Origin of the sequence: uncultured Bacteroides sp. (genome assembly GCF_958445495.1) — a bacterium.
GTDB lineage: Bacteria > Bacteroidota > Bacteroidia > Bacteroidales > Bacteroidaceae > Bacteroides.
In genome coordinates, this window is the sequence record NZ_CAUCSQ010000018.1 from 1 (window position 1) to 25565 (window position 25565).

Below are 25565 nucleotides of genomic sequence, written 5' to 3' on the forward strand. Positions count from 1 at the left end.
TTTGCAATCAACGGAATACCTCCCTTGCGATAAACAGAATGCTTTCTTTGCAATCAACGGAATACCTCCCTTGCGATAAACAGAATGCTTTCTTTGCAATCGACGGAATACTTCCCTTGTGATAAACAGAATGCTTTCTTTGTAATCAACGGAATGCCTCCCTTGCGATAAACAGAATGCTTTCTTTGCAATCAACGGAATGTCTCCATTGTAAATAAATAGAATTCTCCCGTTGCAATAGACAAAATAATCCGTTACAATATGAAATGCGTATCTTAATTTCTATAAGACGATGAAGAAACAGAAAATCTATATGCAAATGTGGCTGAAAGCTCACAGGCGTGTGAAAATAGTAGATACCGACCAATGGTATCTTGATTTTGCCAATAGTTTGTTGCCCGATATTGTCGGTTCTGCTTGGGGTGCGTCTGAATCTTATGAGGTGCAGAAAAGAATGGCTCTGGCATTCGCCTTATATCTTGAAGACTGTGTGGCGGACGGAGGAAACTGGCGGCAGTTCATTCATTGGCATAAGGAGAATCATGGGCGTTATCTGCCTTTTTATGCATTGACGGAAGATTATTTGCCGGATGAAATAAACCGTGAGGATGTCGCTTTTCTCTTGTGGGGGATAGATGACCCGGCGGGTGATGATTATTGTGGTTCTGTGGAGAATCCGATGGATAGAGACTTGCTGGAGCTTGCCGGCGTGATTTACGAACGGCTGGATGCAGCTTTTGAATCGGCTCCTGTCAGTGAGAATCTTGCTGCGGACTGGGTGATGGAGACGGGACAGATGGAGAAGAAACGGTCGCCGTTGCCTGTTGCTGTTGCCGGGAATAAGTTGCCGGAGGATGTGGAGCGTTTTTTGGAGTCCAGTAAAGGCGAACCGTTGCTGTTTTTTGATTCTTATGAACTTCTGAGGCACTTCCTGATTCATACGTTGAAATGGGGGAACGAAGACGATTCTTTGTTTCCTGAATTGGCAGATTGTGACGGCTTCGTGTTGTATGCCAATCCGAAGGGGATTCTGATAGGTATGAACATCGCCTTTTGTTTTGCTGCCGGAAATAATCCGTTCTATGATGCGGAAAAAGCTAGGAAGAAAGCATATAGCTTGTTCTGTGAGAGAGGAGTTTGTCCTTTCGATTTATTGAAGTATGCGATGGAGAACAATCTGCTGCCGGAAGCACAATTCCTGTTTGAGGGCGGAAAAGCGTTGCTCCACGAAAACTGGGACTTCATAGCCTGTTGGTTTTTGGGCGAATATTACGAGGGTAAGTAAGACGGGTTTGCAGCCACTACTGCTTTGGATGCATGCAGATTACTGTATTGTTCCCATTTCTGTAACCATACGTTTTCAAATTGTGCAAATACTTTAAGGGAGTGTGCCAAAATTCAATTTTAGAGGAAATGAACTTTTCATCTGAAACCTGGTACTCTATCTGAAACTCGGCACTGTTCATTTGAAACTTGACACTGTTCATTTGAAACTCGGCACTGTTCATTTGAAACTCGGCACTGTTCATTTGAAACTCGGCACTGTTCGTTTGAAATTCGACACTCTTCGTTTGAAACCTGGCACTCTTCATCGGCAATAAAAAGGCCGTATCAACTCTATTTTTGAGTAATGATACGGCCATTTTTATGTTTATCAGTTAGATTCTGTAACTGTTCCAAATGCTTGCAAAATTACATGTGAAAGGAGTGTTCATCTTTGTTTCGACACACTCCCATTGTTTTTCCTTCTGTATTCTCTATCTGTTTGATTACTCTGCAAGGATTTCCGACGGTTACGCAATTATTCGCTATGGAATGGGCGACCGTCTCCAGCCCGGCATTTTTTCGGTTCTGTTTCCATGTTAGACAATTACATTGGACTATTGCATTAGACAAATGTATTGGACAATTGTGTTTCAGGGATATGGCATTTGCCGGATACCCCTGTTTATTGAGCCATTTCCTGTTTGTTGAGCTGTTCCCAATTTATTGAGCCGTTTTTGTTTTTGCCACCGTCAGGACAAACTCCCGTAAATACACCTGTTGTTCGCTGCCGCTTGTATTCGTGAACCGGACGAATCTGACCGGAGCGTCTTTGAGGGAAGCCGTAAGCCTGTTCCCGTTCTGGTTCAGGGATATCGTTTGCCATTCTTTGCCGTCGGCGGATATTTCGAGGCGTCCCCATTGTTGGGGTTCTTTCTTCCCGAAATTAACCGTAATCCCTTCTCCGCGGTAAACCGTGTCCAGCTCTATCCCGACATGGTTTCCCGAACCCCACTTCACGACTTCATTGACGGGGGAGAGCGAGATGCGGTTGCCTTTTATCTGCAGGGGCAGGTTTTTAATCTGCTCTACGTTGCCGGACAGCTTATGCGGCATGTAATCCGTGGCGGTGGCGAGCAGAGTGTTGTTTTCCCGGTTGTAACGGTCAACGGCAGTCACGAATACTTGGTCTATGAATGGTTTTATCACTTTGCCCGCTGTCTGCACTCCGGGTTGGAAGGGGTTCTGGTTATACGTCTGGTCTATGAGGAACATTTGTTGCCGCAGGGCTTTCACATGGTTGTATTTCCTTAAAAAGTAAGACTGTGCGTCGGAAGACGGGTGGTCTGCCATTTTCAATACTTCTTCGCCCACTTCCGCCAGTAGTTTGAACTGGTACAGCCAGGGAGTGATTTCCTGTATCAACGCCTTGTTGCCGGTACTGGCAAGCAGTACATCGCTTGCTTTCCGCATCTTTTCGAAAGTGTTCCGCAGGGTGTCGAAATCCGCTTTGTCGTAAACGCCTTTCCCGGTGTAGTCTTTGAGGAACCGGGCGGTGACCGGCTGGATGTCCGTCGATTCTTCACGGCGGAACCCGTGTCCGTTGGGACCCAGGTCGGAGTTGTGCATGGCGAAACATTCCAGTTCCGCAGCGGCGTCCGGCAGAAGGTCGCGGATGGCGTTCTTCCACGCTTTCCGCATGTCATACCGGGAAGGGTTCCATGCATAGTCCGCTATGCTGTAGATGGCGATTTTGGAGGCTTCGGCATGTTCCATCGGGTTGGTTACGAAGCCGGACATTTCCTGGGCGATGTCGGTGTCGTTTCCGTAGACGGGACCCAGCAGTAGGTGGTTGCGCACGTAGTCGGATACGGGGAAGTTCCACCAGATGTATGCCGGGCGTTTGATGCGTCCGTTAATCCATTCGATACCGTCGCGGGTGATGTTGGAGACTACCCGGTCTCCCGTCCACATGATTTGGATGGAGGGATTCAGGCGTTCGCCGAGCGTGGTCAGATAGTTGCCTTTGGGGTTCGACCAGCTTTTGTTGTATTCCGTGGGGCACATGATGAGAGGGGTGACGTCTTTTTTGGCTTTCACGAAGTTCTCGTCGATGTAGTTCAGCAGTTCCGCCTGTTTCTGCGGATTGGTCCCTTCTCCCGAAATGTCGTCGAAGAACACGGCGAAGGAGCGGATGCCGAGCTGGTACATCTTCTCGAACTTGGCAATCAGGAGTTCCCGGTCTTCCCGGTTCCACCGGATGTCTTTGCCCGGATGGATGGCCCATACGAAATCGACTTCGTTTTCCTGTGCCGTTTTCACTAGTTCCTGCAATTGGAGGGCTTCCTTTTCGGGGTAGGGCAGGCGCCAATGGGGTGAGCTGTGGTAAGGGTCGTCTTTCGGGCCGTAGATGTAGGTGTTCATCTTGTTCCTGCCGTAGAATTCCAGTTGGCGGAGGCGTGCCCGGTGGCTCCACGGGGTTCCGTAGAATCCTTCCACGACGCCGCGGTAGCGTACCGCAGGGTAGTCTTTTATCTCTATTTCAGGCAGTTGCCCGTCTTTCAGCAGTTGAGACAGGGTTTGGACGGCGTAGTAAGTGCCTCGTTCGTCGTGTCCCGCCAGTATGATTTCTTTATCGTTGACCGCCAGGTAGTATCCCTCGTTATGGTCGGGAATCTGCCGGTTGTATTTACGCACGCTTTTGTCTCCCTTTTCTCCGATGTGGATACGGAATTTTCCCGTATCGTCCTGTTTGCCGGAAGGATGATTGCCGGAAAGGAGGTTTTGCAATGCCCGGAAGGCATGGAGGCTCGTTTCTTTTTCACCGTTTATCCGGTAGGTGGCAGGGAGTTGGATGGTCTTGCCCTCTGCGGAGAGCTGCTGGGGGGTGGGCTGCACGTTTATCTCTTGTGCGGGGGCGGGGATGCCGGTACTGCATAAAAATAAGACTCCCAGCAAATAAATCTTTTTATTTTTCATGAGTAGTAAAGGGGTTAATTGATTAAAGTGATTTTTCTTCACAAAGAAATATAAATTAATCGGGTTAAACAAATTAGTAAAACAAAGTTTATTCGTATTTTTGAAAAAAAATAGTAGAATATGCCGTTGGACCGGGATATTCGTCTGCGGGCCGTATGTATCCTATGGGTAAGAATATTTGTCCGGGGAAGTGTCCGGAGGCATATTTTCCGGGGATAGATAGTTCCGAATATACATTTAAATATATTTTATTATGAAAAACCAATGTCTTTTACCTCTTCTTTTGTGGGTGTCAGCGGTGTGCGGGGCAACGGGTTTGCCGGCGCAGGAGCCGGCTGTCATCCCTCAACCCGCCCGTCTGGTTGTGAAAAATGCGCGTTTTGAGTTCGGCAAGCAGCTCAAGGCCAACATCGCTTCTTATCGGGGCGACAGTATTAATCTGGTGTTCGGCTCGTTCAAGGAGGAGTTGCGGAGGGCTACGGGGATTAAGGTGTCCTCTGTCCGTGACGAAGCCAAGGCGGGAATGGTGTTGAAGCTCGACCCGGCGCTTGCGGAGGAGGCTTACAGGCTGAATGTCACGGCTGGCCGGATTTGCCTGGAAGCGGCGCGTCCTGCCGGTTTTTATTATGGACTCCAGACTTTGAAGCAGTTGATGCCCCGTAATGTGATGGCGGGGGTGGCGGCGGACGTCGACCGCCGGTGGAGCATTCCTGCCGTGGAGATTGAGGATGCGCCCCGTTTCGCATGGAGGGGGTTCATGCTGGACGAGGGCAGGCATTTCTTCGGGAAGGAAGAGGTGAAGCGGGTGATTGACATGATGGCTGTCTACAAGATGAACCGTTTTCACTGGCATCTGACGGAGGACCAGGGCTGGAGGATTGAAATCAAGAAGTATCCCAAGCTGACGGAGACGGGCGCCTGGAGAGACAGCAAGGTGCTGGCATACGGCAAGGTGAAGCCGGACGGCGAACGGTACGGGGGATTTTACACTCAGGAGGATATCCGGGAGATTGTGGCTTATGCCAAGACGAAGTTTATCGAGATTATCCCTGAGATAGATATTCCCGGACATTCGCAGGCTGCTGTCGCTTCTTATCCGGAGTTTCTTTCTTGCGACCCTGAGAATGAGCATAAGGTGTGGTTGCGGCAGGGGGTCTCTGCGGATGTCATCAATGTGGCGAATCCGCGGGCTATGCAGTTTGCCAAGGATGTGATAGATGAGCTGATTGGTTTGTTCCCGTTCCGTTATATCCATTTGGGCGGTGACGAGTGTCCGGTAGACAAGTGGCGGAAGAATGAGGAATGCAAGGCGTTGCTGAAAGAGATGGGGTCTGATAATTTCAGGGATTTGCAGATTTATTTCTACAAGCAGTTGAAGGATTACATTGCTTCGAAACCGGCCGGCCAGCAGCGTCATCTGGTATTCTGGAACGAGGTGTTGCACGGAAATACCGGGTTGTTGGGCAATGATATCACGATTATGGCGTGGATAGGGGCGGATGCTGCCGCCAAGGATGCGGCGAAGCGGGGGATGAATACGATTTTGAGCCCGCAGATTCCGTATTACATAAACAGGAAGCAGTCGCCTCTTCCTACCGAACCGATGTCGCAGGGGCGTGGAACCGAGACGGTGGAGGCGGTCTACGCTTATCAGCCGTTGAAGGATGTGGAGCCGGGCTTGCAGCCTTATTACCGGGGGGTGCAGGCTAACTTCTGGACGGAGTGGGTGGTTGACAGTTCCGTGCTTGAGTATCTGATGCTGCCTCGTCTGGCTGCGGTGGCTGAGGCTGGCTGGACTCCTCAGGAGAAGAGGGATTATGAGAGTTTCAAAAAGAGGATTTGTGAGGATGCGTTGCTGTATAAGCTTAAAGGCTGGAATTACGGCAAGCATATTATGGAATAAATTGACAAAGAGGTTGTCTCAAAATAGAATTACGAAAATGAAAATTTTATAGACTGAAACTTAAAAGTGAAAATCCTCCTGCTTTTAGCCTTATAATTAGGATAAACTAAAATTAAAGCAGGAGGATTTTTTATACTATAGTTATAGATTATAAGTAAGGCTGTCCCATTTTTGAATTTTGAGACAGCCTCTTTGGCTTTATCGGGCCGTATTCGTTCAATCCGTATTTTTTGCCTGATGTCCGGTGGATGATGTGGCTTTATTCCGGCGTTCCGGCAAAATGCCCGGCGGCCTTTCCTAAGATGTGCCTTGGGTGGAGGTGGTTTTATTCCGTCATTCCGGCAAAATCGTCATTCCGGCGTTTCGGGCATTGCAGGTTTTTATCGGGACTTGCCGGCAGCTTCTTCTTGTGCGTTCCGTTCTTTCTTCTTTTGGATGAATTCGATTTTCAGGTTAGCTTCTTTCTGTTCTTTTTTTATCTCTTGCATCGCCGAAAGGATTTGTGAGAGTTCGTAGATGCCTGCCACTGCCTGCCGGTCGGCGGGGCTCATGGTGGTCTTATAGGTGCGGTCGCCGAGATATTCCACCCGGATATTCTCGTTCTTGTGGAGGTTCAGGAACTCGATGACGCTTCCGTCTTCTCCCAGTTTGTAATCCGCTTTCTCTATCTTTTCATTCATATCGGCCGTTTCGTAGCTGTCTTTGGAAGCGGGGGTCTCCGCGAAGCTGCCGTCGGGGGCGGTCACCTTGACGCTTGCGTGGTGGATATTGTGGCTGCCGCAATAGATGGAGGTCATGCTCATGACGCCCAGCTCGTTTACCTGGAAGCGGAGGTAGGAACGGTGCAGGTTCTTTTCAACGGTCTGGGTGGGCCAGAGGTAGTTGCCCGTCTGCTGGTATTCGGCGTCTTTTTCCAGGATGTACCTGTTTTCGATTGCCTTGAATTCCTGCTGTTTCGCTTGGAGCGCACTGTCCAGATATGCCAGGTTTCTTTTCTGTGCTTCCAGCTCTACGTCCAGTAATAGTTTCTGCCCGGCTTTGCGTGCCTCGAATGCTTTGGGATACAAAATCTTGATGCTGTCGATTTGTAACTTCGCTTCTTCATAATCGCCGCGTTCATAGGCGGTCTGGGCGGCCGTCAGTTTCTCACCGGCTTTCTTTTCAACGCCGTTTCCGCAGGCGCTCAACGCCAGCGTGCCGCAAAAGAGGAAAATCAGTTTTTTCATCATGTCGTTTCGCTTTTTTATACTGTTCGGGTAAAGCGGCGGATGCGGTGTCTTTTCCCCGCCGGACAGGCTCCGGCGCCTTGCCGTCCGCCTGTCCGGAAATTACGGGTCCGTCGTTTGCCGGTTCCGGTTTTGCCGTTCACCGTTTGCCGCCTGCCGTCACTTTACTTTTGCAAAGGTACGAATATATCCCTTATTTTTGTACCTTTGCGGAGGTTAAACTTATAACGGGAAAGAATGATAGAGCTGACTCAAGAGGAATTGAAGCAATATTTTAGTGAGCCCATTTTTGGAAAGATAGCCGAAACGGCTGATGAACTTGGTCTGGAGTGTTATGTGGTGGGCGGTTATGTCCGTGATATTTTTCTTCAACGTCCTTCTAAAGATATAGATGTGGTGGTCGTAGGCAGCGGGATTGCGATGGCGGAAGCGCTGGGCAAGCGTCTGGGCCGCGGCGCCCATGTTTCCGTGTTTAAGAATTTCGGAACGGCACAGGTGAAGTATAAGGGGACGGAGGTCGAATTTGTGGGGGCGCGCAGGGAGTCGTACCAGCGGGACTCGCGGAAACCGATTGTGGAAGACGGCACGCTGGAGGACGACCAGAACCGCCGGGACTTTACCATCAATGCTCTTGCCGTCTGTCTGAACAGGGCGCGTTTCGGCGAACTGGTGGACCCGTTCGGCGGCATGGAGGACATGAAGGAGAAGACGATTCGTACTCCGCTCGACCCGGACATAACGTTCAGCGACGACCCTTTGCGGATGATGCGCTGCATCCGTTTCGCTACCCAGCTCGGGTTTTACATTGATGACGATACGTTCGATTCGCTTTGCCGCAACAGGGAGCGTATCGGGATTATTTCCCGTGAGCGCATCGCGGACGAGCTGAATAAGATTATCCTTTCGCCCGTTCCTTCCAAGGGGTTCATTGATTTGGACCGCAGCGGGCTATTGCCGCTGATTTTCCCTGAGCTGGTGGCTTTGCAGGGGGTGGAGACGCGGAACGGCCGTTCGCACAAGGATAATTTCTACCATACGCTGGAGGTGCTTGACAACATCAGCGGGAAGACGGACAATCTCTGGCTGCGGTGGGCGGCTTTGCTGCATGACATTGCCAAGCCGGCGACCAAGCGTTGGGAGCCTAAGGCGGGGTGGACGTTCCACAACCATAATTTTATCGGTGAGAAGATGATTCCGAATATTTTCCGTAGGATGAAGTTGCCGATGAATGAGAAGATGAAGTATGTGCAGAAGCTGGTGGGGCTGCACATGCGTCCGATTGTCATTGCGGATGACGTGGTGACGGATTCGGCAGTCCGCCGTCTGCTTTTCGAGGCAGGGGACGACATCGACGACTTGATGACGTTGTGCGAGGCGGATATCACTTCCAAGAATATGGAGCGCAAGCAGCGTTTCCTGAATAATTTCCAGTTGGTGCGCCAAAAGTTGAAGGACCTGGAGGAAAAAGACCGTATCCGTAACTTCCAGCCTCCGGTGAGCGGGGAGGAAATCATGGAGACTTTCGGCTTGCAGCCTTGCCGGGAGGTGGGGGCTTTGAAAAGCGCGATAAAGGATGCGATTCTGGACGGGGTGATTCCTAATGAGTATGAGGCGGCACGCGCTTTTATGCTGGAGCGGGCGGAGAAGATGGGACTGGCGCCTGTGCGGCAGGGTGGTGGTTTGTGAATGGTGGGGCATGTTTTTTGCTGGGCTTCGATGTTCTCATTATTGCTGTAAGCCTTTATTTTCCGTTTTGTAAAGAATAAAGTTACCGGATATTTTGCTATCCGGAACAGTTTCACTATCTTTGTGGCATTAGAACCTGCCAAGCCTCTTAACAATGCTCAAATCGGCGGGTCGTTTTTTTATTATACCTATATGAAAGAGAACTTCACCAAGCCGTATTCCTCTCCGAAACAAATCGTCCGGATATTGAAAGAGCGCGGGTATGCTTATGGATGATGAGCAGAAAGTTGAGAATTATTTGATGAACATCGGTTATCATCGGCTGTCAGCTTATATCTATCCTTTTTATAAAAATCCCAAAAACGATTTGGTTCTGAAAGAAGGAGTGTCTTTTGAACAAGTTCTGGCGCTTTACCGTTTTGACAAGAAACTGCGTATCCTTCTTTTCAATGAGATGGAAAAGATTGAGGTGGCTATTCGGAGTGTCTTGACTAATATAGGATGTCAAGAACTGAATGACAGATATTGTTTTCAGTTACTCCCCCCCCTAAAAAAACAACCGATTCACAATGAACCGGTTGTTTTTTTCTCATTGAATATATTTTCCTTTTAACTTGCTGTTTTTAAGTGATAAAACCCATGCAAAAGGGATTTCTTTCATTTCACTTGCCAGCGATTGACCGGGGCTCTCTTATCTTGCCCCGAAAACCAATGTGCGCTTGCCGTCCCACGATACCGCTTCGATGCGGGTAGCCCCTTCGGGATACCGCACGAAAGTGCTCGTATTATCCATTCTCCCTGTTCCGGCGATGCAGACCTCAACCATTTCGTCTCCGGCATAGGTCTCGAAGGCTGCCACATTTTTCCATACCGAGTGAGAAATGGTTTTTGACAGTTCTCCGGAGGTGATTCCCTGACCGAAAGTGCCTTGTACGGGAAGTTGTTTTTTGTACGCTTCCAGGCTGTTGGCGGAGATGTAATAGAGGACCGGGGTGGGAACTTTGGGTTTGCTCTGCCCGTAAGTCCGAATCTCGTCTACCATCGCTTGGGTGATGGTGACCTGCTTCGGACCGCCGTAGTCTCCGACTCTCATGTCATAGGTGCGCAGCAATCCGATTTTTTCCAGGAACTCGGTCATGTCCATTCCCGATGCGTCTATCAGACGCCTCATGAAGTCCGCGTACCGTTTGCCCGGTTCGTTTTTAGGATTGTGCTCCTGGATAGCCGACCAATGCACGTCGGGCCAGAAATCAGGCCTGTGCCACGGAGCGCCTTCCGCCAGCATGAAGAAAAGGGAAAGCTGCCACAGGGGAGCCAGGGACACGAACTGGTCTGCCTGGTAATATGTGCCGTTCTTGGCGTCTTCGACGAGCCCGCCTCCGTGGGTCAGATAGGGCTTGCCTTTAATCAGCGCATCGTTCAGGTAAGCGTTGACACGGTCGCCGTATTGTTTGTCCGTATATCCGTCTCTTTTGTATGTCGTGTGTTCCAGGCGGCATTCGCCGTCATGCAACAGGTATAAGACTTGTTGGGCGTAAATATTGTTCGTCACTTCCGCCCAGCCGGCGCCTTTCATCTGTGCCACTTGGTTGCCGTGTCCGAATTCATGGCCGAATACCCAGAGGTTGCTTAGGAACATGCTTCTGTTGAGCATCGTTTCTTCTGTGTTGGGGAAGTTGGCGCAGCTTCCTCCCCAGTTGGGGTTGTCTCCCCACGAACGCACGCCTAATATGCGGTTCCGGGGAACTGCATTGTTTTTGACGAGCCCCATCATCGTGTATTCTATCGTCATCAGTTCGTCATGCATCTTCATCACGTCTTCGATATCGTCCGGACAATAAGTGTTGAATGCCTGCACCGTATTGATTAGCTGCACCAGCTCGCCGGAGACGTCTATCATCGCATTGCTGATGGACAGACGCTGGGCGCAGTCGTTAGCCAGGGCGAGGATGCGTTTCCAGTCGGCATTCGTATGTCCGGCGCGTACATCCCAGAATCCGATTTCGTTTCCGTTGCATACGTGTATCTTTACCGCAGGGGCGGGGTCGTCCGTCTTCGTCCAGTATTGTATGTAGCCTGTGCCGCTCACGTTGGCGTCCACCGTGTTCAGCCCGCTTTTCAAGGTGACGGTCTGTTTGGGTCTTACATTCGCGCGCCAATCGCAGATATATAAATCCAGCATTTGGTCACCTATCTCGTCTCCTACGAATATGATGTACTTTTTACCCTGTTCGAAAAACAGTCCGGTCGGATTGTCGCAAGCGCTCCGTTGGCCTATCGTCAGCTCGCTGCCTGTTATTTCCGGGTCTTTGCATGATTGGTAAGTGCGCACCCTGAACTCATGCGCGTATGTGCCGTTCAGAAGTTCCTGAGCCACGGCGCGGACCATCGGATGGGTAATCTTGGCGATGTCCGCTTGCGTGGTGGTCGGTTTCAACCGGGAAAAGACGTTATCTTCGAAGTAAGCGGCATCCGCCGTGAGGTCGAAATCGTTTCCTTCCGCTTTCTGGAAACATTCAAACTCGGCAATGGCGACGCTTCCTACCGATGCGCGTTCCATAGTGAGACGCAGATGGGTCGGGTTGACCGCTCCGTCTAAATCCACTTGGATGGTTGATTTGAATTCGGTTTCGTCGAATGAACCGCATTTGATCCATTCCGCGCTTGTTTCGGATTTGTAGGCGATTTCCCCTTTAGTCATTCCTGACGTGATATCCGCGCCCGGTTTCTGGGTCATTCTGACGTAACTCACTTTCTCCGTTCCTGCCGCTAGTGTGTAGTCGAAGATAATAGGCTGGGTGGGGTCTTTGGCATTTTTACCCGAACCGTAGAATGTGTTCAGCTTGTCGTCGATGGAGAGTTCCGGGGTTTGCACGCCGTAAATAGTGCCTTGTATCATTTCTACCGACTCGACTTTTATTTTCGTGTCCGGCTTGATAACTTCGTCTACATCGGCAGCTTCTTGTTCCACCGGAATCTCTACGACCACAGGCTCCCCTTCCAGGTCGGTGGATTCTATATGAATCACGTCCCTGCGTATTTCCAGGCTTGTGTTGGCTGTCACCTTATATTCGTAGGCCGATTCTGTCATGCCTCTCGACGCCGGCTTTTCCACCAGTGTCAGCCATCCTTCTTCGTTCCGGCACGTATGCGCTACGTTGGCAGTCACTTTGATGATGAATGTCTGTTCCTCTTTCGACAATAATTTAGACTCGGTGTCTACCAGTATCGCAGGTTCCGAACCTAACTGGACAACGCGGAAGGTGATGTTTTCCACACCGGCGCCGCGGAGCACAAAGACTGCCTCGCGTGTGCCCATGCCTTCGTTGGGGGAGACGGTGAGCGATAGTATGTGTGTGTTCGAAGCGGTCAGCCCGATGGATGTCTTACACCAGTCGTAGCCGCCTGAGGCTTGGGGAAGCAATTCCCAGTCCGACAGGTTGGTGCGTATTTTTATTGTTTCGCTTTTTCCCTCGATAGGTATGTTCAGTACGTTGCTTTCGAGTTCCAGAGTCAGATAAGGGTCAATCAGTTCATCTTTCGAGTCGCCGCATGCGAATACGAAAAGAATTAGTAATAAATATGGATAAATATTTTTCATGTGCTGGTTTGTTTATAGGTAAATGAATCCACACTGCTTGCAGAATGAGTTTGTCGTCCGGCGTCTGTCCGGTGAAACCCGTTTGCAAGCAATCTGTTATTTATTCTTCTGTTTTTCAGTTCAATCCTACTTGGGCAGTGTCACTGAGAAATGCGCATTGGGAGTATGTTGTTCAAGTATGACGGATTTCAGCTTCTCTACCACTTCCGGGTGTTGGAGCGCTACGTCCTTGTCTTCGTGGATGTCCGTTTTCAGATTGTAAAGGAAAGGTTGCCCTTTCTTCACCAGGAGCTTCCAGTCGTCCATACGTACGGCTATCTGATTCGTTTCGTTGAACTCCCAATACAGGAAATCGTGCTTTTTCTGCTTTTTCTTGCCCAGCAGGGTGGGAGCGAAAGAAATCCCGTCGAAATAGTCCGTCTCTTTTTCTTTGTTGCGGTATTTTTTTTCATAATTCTTGATGCCTGCCACTTCGCAGAAGGTGGGCATCAGGTCGTAGAAGGCGCAGATGTGGTCGTTGACTTGTCCTGCAGGGATTCGTCCCGGCCAGCGGGCGATGAACGGGATGCGGATGCCGCCTTCGTAACATTGGCGTTTCAATCCGCGCAGTTTTCCGTCTCTGCCGAAGAAAGTGGGGTCTGCCCCTCCTTCTTCGTGGGGGCCGTTGTCGCTGGAGAAGATAACCAGGGTGTTTTCATCCAGCCCTTTTTCTTTCAGCTTTTTCAATACTTCGCCTACGTAATAGTCCAGGCGGGTAATCATGCCGGCAAATTGGGCGTGCGTATGGGTTATCGCGTTGTAGCGCGAGCCTTTGCTGCCTTTGAACACCTTGTCAGGATTGAACTTCTCCTTGTATTCGTTCAATATGGAGTCTTCCGGTTGTACGAGTTCCGCATGGGGAAGGGTGTAGGTGAGTATGCCGAAGAACGGCTGTTCGCCGTCTTGCTTGTCCAGCCACTCCATCGCTTTCTGATGGATGATGTCGGCGGAGTATTGCGACCGTTTCCGGTAGTCGGCGCCGAACATCGGGTGTTGGATGTTCTCTTCCATAACCACCCGCACCACTCCTGTGTCGCCCAACGCTTTGCTGTAACGGTTCAGGAAGTTGGGGTAGTAGAGGTGTGCCTGGAACTGGCAGATGTAGCCGTAATATTCGTCTATGCCCCGTTTGTCGGGGGTGGAGCAGGAACCTTCGTAGCCTCCCGCCCATTTGCCGAACATGCCGGTGGCGTAGCCGTTGTCTTTCATGATTTCGGGCAGGATAACGTGTTCCGGGTCGTAGGGATGCTGGCCTACTACCGACGGTTCTTCGTTGTTGCCGTACATGACGGTGGAGGCTTGTCTCCAGTATTCCTTGTTGCCTCTGACCTCACAGTGTCCGGTGTGTTGCCCTGTCATGAACGAGGCTCTGGAGGGTGCGCTGACCGGGCTGCCGGCATACGCTTGCGTGAACCGCATGCCTTCGCCTGCCATGGCATCTATGTGTGGGGTGCGTATGAAGGGTTGGCCGTAACATCCCAGGTCGCCGTATCCCATATCGTCGCAGAGGATGAACAGGATGTTGGGCTTTGCGTTTTTCTTCTGCCCGTTGGCGGAAAGGGTGGAGAGGAGGAATGCGCCGCCGATTAATGAGATGGATTTATAATTCATTCTGTTGTTCTTTAATAGGTGTTGCCCTGATTGGCACGACGCATCTCCCGGCAGATGTGAAAACATGCCGGGGAGCGTGCCGTTATCTTCGGGATTATTGGTTGATTAACTCTTTCTGCTCGCGCACACCTTTCAGGATGGCTTGTAATTCCGCTACCTTTTCCGGCATTTGGGGGGCGTAGTTGATAACTTCTTTCACTTCGTCCATCTTGTAGAGCTGCGGCTCTTTGGAGCTGCCGGTTTCTACTTTGGGACCCCACTGAATCATCTTCGGGCCGTCATGCGGTTCGATGTATTTCCAGTCTTTGGTGCGTACGGACATCGTGTGGTTGGCTGCTTGTTCAATGACCCAGGGGCGGTCTTTCTTTTCCTTGCCCAGCCAGCTTCCCAGGAAGTCATAGCTGTCCGGAGCCGAGCCTTTGGGCATGGTGGCTCCTGTCAGGGCTGCCAGGGAGGCGAGCCAGTCTATCTGGGACACCAGCAGGTCGGAGGTCTTGCCTTTTTTTACTTCTTTGGGCCAGCTTACGATGGCGGGAATGCGGGTTCCTCCTTCAAATGCGCTGTATTTGTTGCCTCTGAGGGGGCCTGTAGGGCTGTGTCCGTTCAGGAGTTCTTCGGCTTTGTCGTCATAGCCGTCGTCTACTACCGGGCCGTTGTCGCTTGACAGGATTATCAGGGTGTTTTCCCTCAGACCCAGTTTTTCCAGCGTGTTGAGGATTTCGCCTACGCTATAGTCGAACTGTACGATGGCGTCGCCTCTCAGTCCCATCGGGGTCTTTCCTCTGAAACGGTCGTGCGGGAAGCGGGGGACGTGTACGTCGTTGGTGGCGAAATAGAGGAAGAAGGGTTTGTCTTTGTTTTCCTCAATGAATCGGATGGCATGGGTCGTCAGGGAGTCGGCGATGTTTTCGTCTTTCCAGAGCGCCTTGCCTCCGCCTTTCATGAAGCCAATGCGGGAAATGCCGTTAACGATGGACATGTCGTGTCCGTGGCTGGGTTTCAGGTTGTACAGAAGTTCCGGGTTGCTTTTGCCGGTGGGTTCGCCTTCGAAGTTTTTCTGGTAGCTGACTTCGATGGGGGCACTGGGGTCGTAGTTCGCTACTTTCCCGTTTTCGATATATACGCAAGGCACGCGGTCGGCTGTGGCTGCCATGATGTAATGGTAGTCGAAGCCCAGGTCGCCCAGTGCGCAGGGAAGCGGGGCGTTCCAGTCTTGTGTGCCGGCTTTGTCGCCGAGTCCCAAGTGCCATTTGCCGATGGCGCCGGTGGCGTAGCCTGCGCTTTTGAACATGTCTGCCATTGTATATTGTTCCGGCCGGATAATCATTCCTGCGTTGCCTGCCGCTACGTCTGTTCCTTTTTTGCGCCAGGCGTATTCTCCTGTCAGCATGGAATAACGGGAAGGGGTACTGGTGGCGGCGGTAGCATGGGCGTTGGTGAAAAGAAGGCCTGATTTAGCCAGACGGTTGACGTTGGGGGTTTCTACGTTTTTAGCTCCGTAGCATTGCAGGTCTCCGTAACCGAGGTCATCGGCATAAATGAATACGACGTTGGGGATTTTCGATTTCTCGGATACGGCTTTTCCCGGTGTTTTGTCTGCTGCGGTAGTTGTGATACAAACAGTAGAGGACAACAGGGTGAATAACAAAGGTTGTTTCATTCTGCAGATTTTATTAATGATTTATAAGTTTGCAAATATATCACTCTATTTCATTAAAAACAACCTTATCATCCATTATAGTCATTAATATCGTATTTATAGATGATAAAGTTGTTTTTTTGCTTGATTCTCAGTAAAATATACTTTTAATATCCCGGATTCTGGATAATCTGGGGAACTTTGTCCGTTTCACCTACAGGAATAGGCATCAGGTAATTCTTTTGCGAGAAGTTACGGATTACATTCAGCTTTTTGATTGTGCCGAGGAAGTCTTTGTCGGTTTTTCCGCTGATGTTCATTCCTTCCGGTATTTCTCCCAAGCTTTCCGCGTCTTTCCAACGGCGTAAATCCCAGAAACGGTGGTTTTCCATATAGAATTCTATCTGGCGTTCCTGACGGACGATGGCTTGCAGGCCTTCATAAGTGTTTGCGTATTCCGCGCCGACTTTGGATTTGGCCCATGCCTTGTCTATTTTCGGCACTCCGGCACGTTCGCGTACTTTGTCGATGTAGTCTTTAGCTGTTTGGAAGTTAGCCGGGTCTTTTGTCTCGATTAGGGCTTCCGCATAGTTCAGGTACATTTCCGCCATTCTGAATACCGGGAACGGGTACTGGTCGGCTGCAGGACCTACTTTATAAAGAGGACTGACACATTTTTTGTTCAGATATCCGCTTATCGAATAATTGGTGGAACGGCCGTCCCAACCCTGGTCTTGCCCGTATTTGAGGTCTAGTTTGACTATCCGGTTCTTCTGATTGCCTGTGATGGCGACTCCGTAGAACTGGCTGATTTCGAAAGGACCGTTGTGGAATCCTATCCATGCATAGAAACGGGGTTCGCGTCCGAGATGCAGGTTTAGTATCGTGTCGTTCAGCAACGGTTTTCCGGCTGCATATTCTTTGAGGCCGGCAGAGGGGCAGCCGTTCAGATAATCTGCGTCATGAGAGTAGTTTTCTTTGGTTATCAGGCTGATTTTGTCCCAATTTGCATAGTCCCATTCCGTATCCTGGTCGATGGGCAGTCCGTTTTTGGTATAGAACCGTTTCACTGTTTCCAAAGTCGGGGCAATCAGGCTCCAGGAATTTTTGTTTCCGTTTTTATGGGTCTGCTGGTAAGGGGTTGACTGGTTGGAAACCATGTATGCTGATTCCTGGCGGGTATCGCCCCATATCACTTCCGGATTGTTTCCGTCATTGTCTATGAATGCCCAGCGTACGGCACGTTCGTGCAGGTCGTTCATACCGGGTTTGGTGGCTGCGGCAGCACCGGCATCGGTCGTGTTGTATAATCTGAAACCGACGTTTTCCATTTCGTTGATGGCTGCCAGGGTAACTTCCGCTGCTTTTTCCCATTTCTCTGCTTTGTACTCCTGGGAAATCAGATGTTCGCCCGCACTGTTTTTAAAGTCGCTGTAGAACTCGCTGTTTCCGTTGAACAGGGGAGAAGCGGCATATAGGTACATGCGTGAGCGTAATGCTAAAGCGCAATATCTCGTGAGACGTCCGTAGTCGTCCGTTTCAAAGAACTGTTCATCTTTCAAACCTTTTAGTGCTATTTCGATTTCTCCGTCTATGAATTCCACGCATTTGTCATAAGGGGAACGTTCGGGATACTCGGAGTAGGGAGTGGCTGCATCGTATGCTTTGTCTATAATGACAGCCGGTCCGAATGCCCGTAATACCAGCCAGTGATAGTAGGCAATCAACAGGTGTGCTTCTGCTTTGTAGTAGGTCAGGTTTTCTTCTGTGATATTGGGCGTTTTGTCTACGACGGACAGGAATTGCCAACAGGTACGAATCCCGTTGTAGCATGATTCCCAATATGTCTTTGCCAGGCCGGGGGCTGCCGGTGAATAGTATCCTCTGGAGAATTTGGACCATTCGTTTTTCTCTTCGTTGGCAACGGCTATTTCTCCTCCCGTCATTTTATCGAGGGCTTCGGAGGCCCGTGCATTGGGAAGGTATCCGTAGCAGGCGTTCAGATAGTTTTTTGCTTTTGCAGGGGTGTCGTACATGTTGAATTCGGTTGTTTGTTCGTCCGGAACGATGTCCAGATAATCGCAGCCGGCCAGTGATACGACAGACAATGCTATCAGTATGTTTTTTAGTCTTTTCATAATATCTTATTATTTAAAAGTGAATTGAAAACCGAGATTAAAGGTACGTGCAGTGGGGTAGCTCATGCCGGAACCGCCTCCCATTTCAGGGTCCCAATATTTAAACGGCGAGAATGTCAGCAGGTTGCTGCCGGAGAGGTACACACGGAAGAATTTGTGCGTGAAACCGACTTCTGCATTTTTCAGTTTCAAGAAGGCGCCGTTGCGCATCCAATAGGTGGAGTTGACATTGTTATTGGCATTGTCGGTCACGCTCAGGCGCGGATAGGTGGCATTCGTATTCGGATTGTCTTCGGTCCAATGGTCTTCGGCTATGAAGTCCATGACGCCTCTGTTGGCATTGCTGCCGAAAGGATGGAAACCGTTCATCATCAACGAACGTCTGGCTGCTCCCTGGAAGAGGAAGGACACGTCCCATTTCTTGTATTTGATGGAACTTCCGAAACCGTAGATGATTTCCGGGGTGGTCGTATTCCCCGTGTATATGCGGTCGTCCGTGTCTATCTTTCCATCTCCGTTGATGTCTTTGTATTTGATATCACCTGCACGCGGGATATATCCCAGGGATTGTTCGGGCGTATTCGGGTCGTCTATCTCTTCTTGGGTGAAAAGTCCTTCGGCTACGTACACCAACTGTTGGTCGATGGAATGTCCGACTCTCGACAGATTGGGGGTACTCTTGAAAGGAGGGTCGTCATACGCTATGATTTCGTTGTGGGCGTAGGTGAATGTTCCTTTCACGGAGACGAACAGGTCTTTGTTGATTTGTTTGTTGTAGTCTACCGTGAAGTCCAGTCCTTTGTTCTCCACTTCTCCTACGTTGCCGTAAACTTTGGTAGAACCGATGCCGATGAAGGTGGGGATGCTGTTTGTCCGTTGCAAATAGATTTTTTCACGCCGTTCTTTGAAGATGTCTACCGAGATATTCACGTCGTTGAACAGGCCTAAATCGAATCCTATGTTAAGCTTTTTCCCTACTTCCCATTGCAAGTCCGGATTGTAATACCGTTCCCATACCGGACCGGCGGTTCCTTGGTTCATCTTGTCGCCGAAAGTGTATTTGGGAGCGCCGTTTAATTTGATTGTCTCCAGATAGGCGAAACGCAATGAGCTGTAGTCGTTACCTACAAGTCCGTAAGAGGCTTTCAGTTTCAAGTGGTTGATGACTTTGGAAAGCGGTTTCCAGAATTTCTCTTCTGAAATGTTATAACCGACGGCAATGGAGGGGAAAAATCCGAACCGGTGTCCTTTGACGAAGTTCTCGGAACCGTTGTAACCGAAGTTTCCTTCGACCAGGTATTTATTGGCATAAGCATAGGAGAGACGTCCTGCGATTCCTTGTTTCCTTTGAGGTAGGGATTCGAACAGCGTTGTCGGCTTGTTGATTGATATTTCGTCTTGGTTGTAAAGGAACATGGCGTTGACGTCATGGTTTCCGAAGGTGCGGTTGTAATCCAGGTATGCTTGGAAATAGAGTCTGCGGTTACCGGTAGAATTGTTTGCGCCTTCAATGTTTAGATTGGTGGATTGTTCGGGACCGACCATTTCCAATTGATCGCTGTCTTTTGCATATTGGTATTGGTTGTAGCTGGCGGTACGCGATACTACGGTTGTCGTATAGTTCTTGAAAGAGGCAAGCGCTTTGATTTTTAATCCTTTGGTGATGAAACTCAGGTTTTGTTCTAAGCGTAAATTGGCCTGGAACGTGCTGGATTCGTTTGAACGGTATCCTTTTACGTATTCGGCAACAGGGTTGTTGTAACCGCCTCTACCGTTACTGCCTCCGCTCAGACCGCCCCAACGGATGTGGGTATCGCCTTCCTGTGCTGGAAATGCGACCGGGAAATCTACCGGGGAGGTGGTACGCGCTAAGTTGAAAATGCCGTCGGCGTCTTGTGTAGGGCCGTTCCAGTTACGGATGCTGGCATTCAGTCCCATAGAGACTTTGGTGGTCTTGGTGACGTCGATGTCCAGGTTGTTGACAAAGTCATAGCGGATAACGGAAATGCTATTGTTGTAGGAAAAATAGTCTTTACTCAACGACTTCATGTTGCCGCCGTCTCTTTTGACTGCTGCGCTCATGAAGTAGTGGACTGACTTTTTACCTCCGCGGATGTTCAGGTTGGCGCGTTCTGAAAAGGCGAGCTTGTTGAACATTTCGTCATACCAGTTGACGTTCGGGTATCTCAACGGGTCGAGTCCGGCGGCTGTCGCAGCGATTTTCTCTTCTGAATACAGGCCTTCATTATCGCCGCGTGTCAGCTTGGCTTCGTTATAGAGTTTCATATATTCTACGCCGTCCACGAATTCCGGAACGTTGGTTAACTGGCGGACAGAACCTTCCAGGCGGATGTTGATGATGGGTTTCAGTACGTCTTCCCCCCGTTTGGTGGTTACAATCATGACGCCGTTGGCTCCGCGGGTTCCGTACAGTGCTGTGGCGGTGGCGTCTTTCAGGATGGAGAATCCTTCGATGACTTCCGGGTCGAGCGCATTCAAATCGGCTGTGCTGATTTCTACTCCGTCCAGTACAATCAGGGCGCTGTTGCTGTTCAAACTGGATTTACCGCGAATCCAGAAGTTGGCGCCGTCAGCTCCGGGTTCACTGCTGGATTGTACGGAGATAACGCCTGCCAGGCGGCCGGCGAAACTGTTACTCAAACTGGAAGAGGGCACTTTCAGTTCGGCAGGTTTGATTTGCTGCACGGAACCTACCATACTGGCTTTTTTCTGTCCTACGCCGAAGGCGGTGACTACTACTTCGTCCAGGGTTTTGCTGTCTTCTTTCAATTCAACGGTGATGAGTTTTTGTTTGTTGATTTTTCTTTCTTCGGTTTGGTAGCCGATATAGGAAATCAGTATCACATCGTCCGGCGAAGCGTTGATTTTGAATTTACCGTCGATGTCTGTGATTACTCCGGTGCTGCCGCCTTTAATCTGAATGGTGGCTCCGATTACGGGGTCGCCTGTCTGGTAGTCTACTACGACACCGATAATTTCGTTTTTCTTACTTTGTTGGGGAGCGACGTTCTGGGCTTCTTTGACGGTCAGGATTACATCTTTTCCTTTAATGATGTATTTGATGTTACTGTCTTTTAAAACTTCGCCCAGCACTTCATCGAGCGTGCCTTCGCAACTGATGTCTTTTTTCTTGCGGTTGTCCAGGTCTGTAGATTTGAAGAAGAAGGAGTAGTCCGTGTTTTTTTCAATCATACTGATTGCTTCTTTTACGGTGAGGGCTTTTCCTTTTACAGATACTTTTTCCTGTGCCGCACTGGCAGACAACGGAATGACGAATAGGAACAAAATGATAAGCCGCAGGTACCATTTTTTAGAATTGTATTTTTTCATATAAAAAAATTGGTTAGTACAAAATTTGTTGGATTCATGTTTTTTACAGATAACGAGACTGTCTCTTTGTCTGTTTTTTTAAGGAGATTTGTCTTTTTTCATGTGTTTTCTTATTAGATTGTTTTAGTTAAAAAATTACTTTTATTTTCCCTTCTATACTATAAATACAAATAACTCGGGCTTGTCCCGTACATGATTCCCATATTTTTTTCTTCTTACCCTTTTTTTTCTTTGTATTTTTCGTACTTTAGCCGACAGTTTATAAAAATTTGAAATGACGGAAGAGCAAGCAATAACATTGTTGAGTAGAGAAGACAGTCACGAGGCATATTCTTTTTTATATAAGATGTACTGGAGTAAGGTATATAATTTTTCCAGGCTTTATATTGCTTCCGTGGAAGAGGCGAAGGAGGTGGTGCAGATTGTTTTTGTGAAGTTGTGGGAGACTCGTGCCTTTTTAAAGGAGAATGATAATTTGAAGGGGTATCTTTTCATTGTCACCCGTAACGTGATATTTAATCAGAAAAGGAAGAGTTTTTATGAGGATTTTTATAAGACTACTATACTGGAGGCGTATAGCGAGGACAATATTCTCGCTTCTTGCGAAGCGGAGGAAAAGATGTATGCATTGGAGCTGAGCAAGTTTATAGATATGTTGATTCAGAATTTGCCGGACAGGCAGCGTGACTGTTTCCTGCTGAGCAGGATTGAGAAGCTGACGTATCGCGAGATAGGCGAGCGTCTGGGGATTAGCGAGCGGACGGTGGAGGTGCATATCGTCCGGGCATTGAAGTATTTGAAACAGAATATCGTTTTGTTTCTTATCTTTTTGGCACGGTGATTCCGTATCGGCCATCCGGCATTCCGCCGAACGTTTCCGTCTTTCTTTTAGGGATTCCTGACCGGAACGTCGATTCTTGCCATCTTTGCATGGTTTCAACCGCTTCTGGCGTGATTCGTTTGGAAGTTTTCCTCTCAGGTATATAGAGTTCCGGCAAGCATCAGGTAATATTGCCGGATGGCGCGTTTGGCTGTTTGGCCCGCGCTCTGGTTCTCCGGCGAAGACGTGCCGGTTCAGTCTGTTCTCCTGCCGCTTGCTTCTTTTGTCCCGGTTTACGGGGTGGCTTGGTTTCCATTGTGTTTTTTCCCATTGTGTTTTTTGTCATAAGCAACTTATCATATACTATACAAATACTTTTATTCTTATTTGTTGAATGATAAGTTGCGACTAAAAAGGTTGTAGATGTAGAGGATAATCTTCATTAGGCGGAAGATAGCGTTTTTGGGCTTTTTATCGTTGTATGCGTGCCGTTTAACCGGATGCTGGGTTTCTTTGATTGTTTTTTCCGTGTTTACGCCTTTGTTCCTCCGGGTTGTCTTTTTTATTTTTGTCTGGCAGTGTTTCAGTACAGGATGATGCTGTCTTTCTCCTGTTTTATTTTCAGGTTGAATGAGATGCATATCTTATCTAAGACGTCTTCCAGGGTTTCGTTTTTACGTATTTTACCGGTGAACAGGTTTTGGGCGTTTTGCTCGTCGTATATTTTAATGTTGGTTTTATATGATTTGTTTATCAACCGGATGAGTTCGCTCATGGGTTTGTCTACGAAGTGGTATTCTTCCGAATGCCAGTCGTAATCTTCCAAATCTATCTTGTGGCTGGTTATCTGGTGGGTGAGCGCGTTATAGACGATTTGCTCCGAGGGTTTCATCGCAATGCTGTTGCGGAGGGGTTCGGCGCTGAACTCTATGCTTCCGGTATAGAGGGTGATTTCGGTTTGTTCGTTGTAGGATTTGATATTGAATTCCGTTCCTTTCACTTCTATATGGGCATTCTGGAAATAGACGCGGAAGGGATGGGAGGATTTGGCGACGTCGAAGGTGGCTTCACCTGTGAGTGTCACGTCACGGTTTTTGATAAATTTGCTTTTGTAGCGGATGCTTGAGCCTTTTTTTAATCGTATCTTGGAGTTATCCGGCAAGGTCGCTACTGTCTGTTCTTTGCCGGGAGGTGTGCTGATTGTGATGTAGGGGTTACTGAAATAGTCGGCTATCCACATTCCCGCAAGGAGTATAAGGCAGACTGCCGCCGCGGAATATCCGATTCTGAGGTAGCGCCTGTTGCGTGATATTTTTCTTTCGTGAGGCCAACAGGCGGAGATGATATGGTTCCATATTTCCGTCGGGTCTACCTGGTCTTTGATGTGAGTGGATGAATCTTTTTCCCATTGTTTGTGTAATAAGTACTCTACGGGCTTTTCTTCTGATAATTCAATCTTTTCAGACGCCGTCAGTCCTTTTGTCAGCATCTTTTTAATGGTGTTTATCAGTTTGGTTGGGTCTGTTGATTTTGTTGCCATAATATATTCGGTTTTATCTTCTCACTAATAAATACAATCAAAACGTATGATACCCGTACATGGATTGTCTTTTTTTGCTTTAAAAAACGGGAATGGGGATGGGGAAAAACATTATTTTACTTAATAAATGTTGATTGGGAGCTGGCGGGGATATGGATGCAATGTTGCATGTGTTACGGTTTGTATCGTGTCGTTTGGTTGAATTTTTCTGATAAGATAACTTTTTCTCTTCAATTGGGGTTGTTTTTTTATTTGTATCTCTGCCGTGCCTGTCTGCAATCGGAAGGAAGAACGAGGCTCCTTTGGGTTAGAACCCATTCGGAGCCTCATTTTTTATAGGACTTTATCGTTTGGCTTTACAAGACTTTGTCCGGTTTCTTTTCAAGCGTCATTTGTTGTAAGGTATGCTTACATGGCCGTATATCGTGTACGGCTGTCCGGCTTCCGCCTGTCCGTCTTTTTTCCGGATATGTACTTTTGTCACGGAATAGGTTACGGGTCTTGTGATTACAGTCCATTGTGTTTATTTTAAGACATTTTCCTTTTGGAACGGTTTTTCCGGCTTGAAATGTTTTTCTCTTTCAAACGGGATTTATTTCAGTTCTATGATTTCTTCGTTGCAGTTTGTCAGCTTTTCTATGCCTTCGTTGGTGACTACCCATGAGTTTTCGATACCTATCGGTCCGATACCCGGCAGAACGATTTTCGGTTCGAGGGCGAAGACCATTCCGGGTTCCAGCTCTTGTTTCATGCGGGGAGCCAGAACGGGGGCTTCGTTGATTTCGAGCCCGATGCCGTGGCCGATGAATTTTGCCTGTTGCTGTGTACCCATGAATTTATCGGCGTATCCGGCTGCGGTAACCATTTCGACGGCTGTGTTGTAGAGGGTTTCGCAAGGGACTCCCGGTTTGGCGATGGAGGCAATCTTTTCTTGGACGTCGAGGCAGACCCGGTGGGCGAGGAGGGCTTCTTCCGGCAGTTTGCCGATGGAGAACACGCGGCTCATGTCGCCCATGTATCCGTTGAAGTTACCGCCCAGGTCGACCATGACGCTTTGTCCTTCTTTCAGGGGTGTCTTGTTGGCTCCTCCCGGTAGGGCGGGGTCGAGTCCTTGGCCTCCCAGTGCAAAGTCGTAGGGGGAAGGGTATGCGGCGTTGTCTCCGGTCAGCACGCTGCCCATGAAGATTTCCATGCTTCTGCCGAATACACGGAAGATGCCCAGGCATCCTTGCTGGCGCATCAGACGTTCGATTTCGATGGAGAATTCTATGTCTGTCATGCCGGGACGGTATATGCCGGGTATCTGCTCGTAGGCTTTGGCATGGGCGATACCTGCACGGCGGAACATTTCAATCTCAATGGAGGTTTTTATGCTGCGTGCCTGGCGGATTAACGGCGTCCCGTTGACTACTTCCGTTTCGGGAAACAGGTTTGCCAGCCGGCAATATTCGGTGTAGGGCAATTCGTCGCCTTCCAACATCAGTTTGGAGGGCATTGGCAGTCCTTGTTCTTTCAGCAAATCAACGATTTGCTCCGGCTTGCGGATGGGGAATGCATGCTCTCCCGTGATGTTATTGGGACGCTTGAAAAATAATAAGGCAGGCGAGTGTAGGGGAAGGTAGAGATAACCACTGACTACACATCCATACGTATAAATTAAGTTGGCGTTACAAGTGATAAGTGCGGCATCAATGCCTTGTAATGCCATCAGACTGCGAATCTTATCGCGGCGAAGTTTTAATTCGGGTTGTAGCATTGTATATTTGTTT

General features: G+C 49.0%; 15 protein-coding genes. 5 read left to right on the forward strand and 10 right to left on the reverse strand.

Annotated features, from left to right (window positions below):
- The first annotated feature begins 292 nt into the window (after nt 1–292).
- Nucleotides 293–1285: a DUF3843 family protein gene (locus tag Q5076_RS08105; protein ID WP_303012291.1), complete on the forward strand. Its 993-nt coding sequence runs from the start codon at nt 293–295 to the stop codon at nt 1283–1285.
- A 701-nt stretch (nt 1286–1986) separates the two neighbouring features.
- Here the strand turns inward: Q5076_RS08105 and Q5076_RS08110 are convergent.
- The gene (locus Q5076_RS08110) at nt 1987–4242 is read right to left on the reverse strand and encodes a beta-N-acetylglucosaminidase (protein ID WP_303012293.1); all 2256 of its coding nucleotides are present in this window, start codon (nt 4240–4242) and stop codon (nt 1987–1989) included.
- A 253-nt stretch (nt 4243–4495) separates the two neighbouring features.
- On the opposite strand from Q5076_RS08110, the gene Q5076_RS08115 reads away from it, so the two are divergent.
- A complete protein-coding gene (locus Q5076_RS08115; protein WP_303012295.1) occupies nt 4496–6145 on the forward strand; it encodes a beta-N-acetylhexosaminidase in 1650 nt (549 codons plus the stop codon).
- A 380-nt stretch (nt 6146–6525) separates the two neighbouring features.
- Here Q5076_RS08115 and Q5076_RS08120 read toward each other — a convergent pair whose 3' ends face one another.
- A complete protein-coding gene (locus Q5076_RS08120) occupies nt 6526–7371 on the reverse strand; it encodes a hypothetical protein (protein WP_303012387.1) in 846 nt (281 codons plus the stop codon).
- 237 nt (nt 7372–7608) lie between these two features.
- On the opposite strand from Q5076_RS08120, the gene Q5076_RS08125 reads away from it, so the two are divergent.
- Nucleotides 7609–9057 (forward strand): CCA tRNA nucleotidyltransferase, encoded by a 1449-nt coding sequence (locus Q5076_RS08125; protein WP_303012296.1) that lies wholly within the window; start codon nt 7609–7611, stop codon nt 9055–9057.
- 262 nt (nt 9058–9319) lie between these two features.
- Nucleotides 9320–9670 (forward strand): Abi family protein, encoded by a 351-nt coding sequence (locus tag Q5076_RS08130; RefSeq protein ID WP_303012297.1) that lies wholly within the window; start codon nt 9320–9322, stop codon nt 9668–9670.
- A 78-nt stretch (nt 9671–9748) separates the two neighbouring features.
- Here Q5076_RS08130 and Q5076_RS08135 read toward each other — a convergent pair whose 3' ends face one another.
- The 5 genes from Q5076_RS08135 to Q5076_RS08155 all read right to left on the reverse strand — a co-directional run bounded on the left by Q5076_RS08135 (nt 9749) and on the right by Q5076_RS08155 (nt 21436).
- On the reverse strand, nt 9749–12658 hold the full coding sequence (locus Q5076_RS08135; RefSeq protein ID WP_303012298.1) for a M60 family metallopeptidase: 2910 nt from the start codon (nt 12656–12658) through the stop codon (nt 9749–9751).
- Nucleotides 12659–12784: 126 nt separating this feature from the next.
- Nucleotides 12785–14308: an arylsulfatase gene (locus tag Q5076_RS08140; RefSeq protein WP_303012300.1), complete on the reverse strand. Its 1524-nt coding sequence runs from the start codon at nt 14306–14308 to the stop codon at nt 12785–12787.
- Nucleotides 14309–14402: 94 nt separating this feature from the next.
- The gene (locus Q5076_RS08145; RefSeq protein WP_303012302.1) at nt 14403–15968 is read right to left on the reverse strand and encodes an arylsulfatase; all 1566 of its coding nucleotides are present in this window, start codon (nt 15966–15968) and stop codon (nt 14403–14405) included.
- A gap of 146 nt (nt 15969–16114) precedes the next feature.
- Nucleotides 16115–18085, reverse strand: coding sequence for a RagB/SusD family nutrient uptake outer membrane protein (locus Q5076_RS08150; RefSeq protein ID WP_303012303.1), 1971 nt, complete (start codon nt 18083–18085; stop codon nt 16115–16117).
- 9 nt (nt 18086–18094) lie between these two features.
- On the reverse strand, nt 18095–21436 hold the full coding sequence (locus Q5076_RS08155) for a TonB-dependent receptor (protein ID WP_303012304.1): 3342 nt from the start codon (nt 21434–21436) through the stop codon (nt 18095–18097).
- Between the two features lie 274 nt (nt 21437–21710).
- Between Q5076_RS08155 and Q5076_RS08160 the strand changes: the two genes are divergently transcribed.
- Entirely contained in the window at nt 21711–22277 is a 567-nt protein-coding gene (locus Q5076_RS08160) for an RNA polymerase sigma-70 factor (RefSeq protein WP_303012306.1), read from the forward strand.
- 160 nt (nt 22278–22437) lie between these two features.
- On the opposite strand, the gene Q5076_RS08165 is transcribed toward Q5076_RS08160, so the two are convergent.
- From Q5076_RS08165 to Q5076_RS08175, 3 genes are all read right to left on the reverse strand, one after another.
- A complete protein-coding gene (locus tag Q5076_RS08165; protein ID WP_303012308.1) occupies nt 22438–22587 on the reverse strand; it encodes a hypothetical protein in 150 nt (49 codons plus the stop codon).
- Nucleotides 22588–22839: 252 nt separating this feature from the next.
- The gene (locus tag Q5076_RS08170) at nt 22840–23796 is read right to left on the reverse strand and encodes a FecR family protein (protein WP_303012310.1); all 957 of its coding nucleotides are present in this window, start codon (nt 23794–23796) and stop codon (nt 22840–22842) included.
- Nucleotides 23797–24388: 592 nt separating this feature from the next.
- The gene (locus Q5076_RS08175; RefSeq protein WP_303012311.1) at nt 24389–25552 is read right to left on the reverse strand and encodes a Xaa-Pro peptidase family protein; all 1164 of its coding nucleotides are present in this window, start codon (nt 25550–25552) and stop codon (nt 24389–24391) included.
- Nucleotides 25553–25565: the final 13 nt, after the last annotated feature.

Coding starts and splice junctions, on each gene's coding strand:
- Q5076_RS08135 (WP_303012298.1), bottom strand. CDS start 12,658: ATGAAAAATATTTATCCATATTTATTACTAATTCTTTTCGTATTCGCA.
- Q5076_RS08110 (WP_303012293.1), bottom strand. CDS start 4,242: ATGAAAAATAAAAAGATTTATTTGCTGGGAGTCTTATTTTTATGCAGT.
- Q5076_RS08105 (WP_303012291.1), top strand. CDS start 293: ATGAAGAAACAGAAAATCTATATGCAAATGTGGCTGAAAGCTCACAGG.
- Q5076_RS08115 (WP_303012295.1), top strand. CDS start 4,496: ATGAAAAACCAATGTCTTTTACCTCTTCTTTTGTGGGTGTCAGCGGTG.
- Q5076_RS08130 (WP_303012297.1), top strand. CDS start 9,320: ATGCTTATGGATGATGAGCAGAAAGTTGAGAATTATTTGATGAACATC.
- Q5076_RS08125 (WP_303012296.1), top strand. CDS start 7,609: ATGATAGAGCTGACTCAAGAGGAATTGAAGCAATATTTTAGTGAGCCC.
- Q5076_RS08145 (WP_303012302.1), bottom strand. CDS start 15,968: ATGAAACAACCTTTGTTATTCACCCTGTTGTCCTCTACTGTTTGTATC.
- Q5076_RS08150 (WP_303012303.1), bottom strand. CDS start 18,085: ATGAAAAGACTAAAAAACATACTGATAGCATTGTCTGTCGTATCACTG.
- Q5076_RS08160 (WP_303012306.1), top strand. CDS start 21,711: ATGACGGAAGAGCAAGCAATAACATTGTTGAGTAGAGAAGACAGTCAC.
- Q5076_RS08120 (WP_303012387.1), bottom strand. CDS start 7,371: ATGAAAAAACTGATTTTCCTCTTTTGCGGCACGCTGGCGTTGAGCGCC.
- Q5076_RS08140 (WP_303012300.1), bottom strand. CDS start 14,308: ATGAATTATAAATCCATCTCATTAATCGGCGGCGCATTCCTCCTCTCC.
- Q5076_RS08170 (WP_303012310.1), bottom strand. CDS start 23,796: ATGGCAACAAAATCAACAGACCCAACCAAACTGATAAACACCATTAAA.
- Q5076_RS08175 (WP_303012311.1), bottom strand. CDS start 25,552: ATGCTACAACCCGAATTAAAACTTCGCCGCGATAAGATTCGCAGTCTG.
- Q5076_RS08155 (WP_303012304.1), bottom strand. CDS start 21,436: ATGAAAAAATACAATTCTAAAAAATGGTACCTGCGGCTTATCATTTTG.
- Q5076_RS08165 (WP_303012308.1), bottom strand. CDS start 22,587: ATGGGAAAAAACACAATGGAAACCAAGCCACCCCGTAAACCGGGACAA.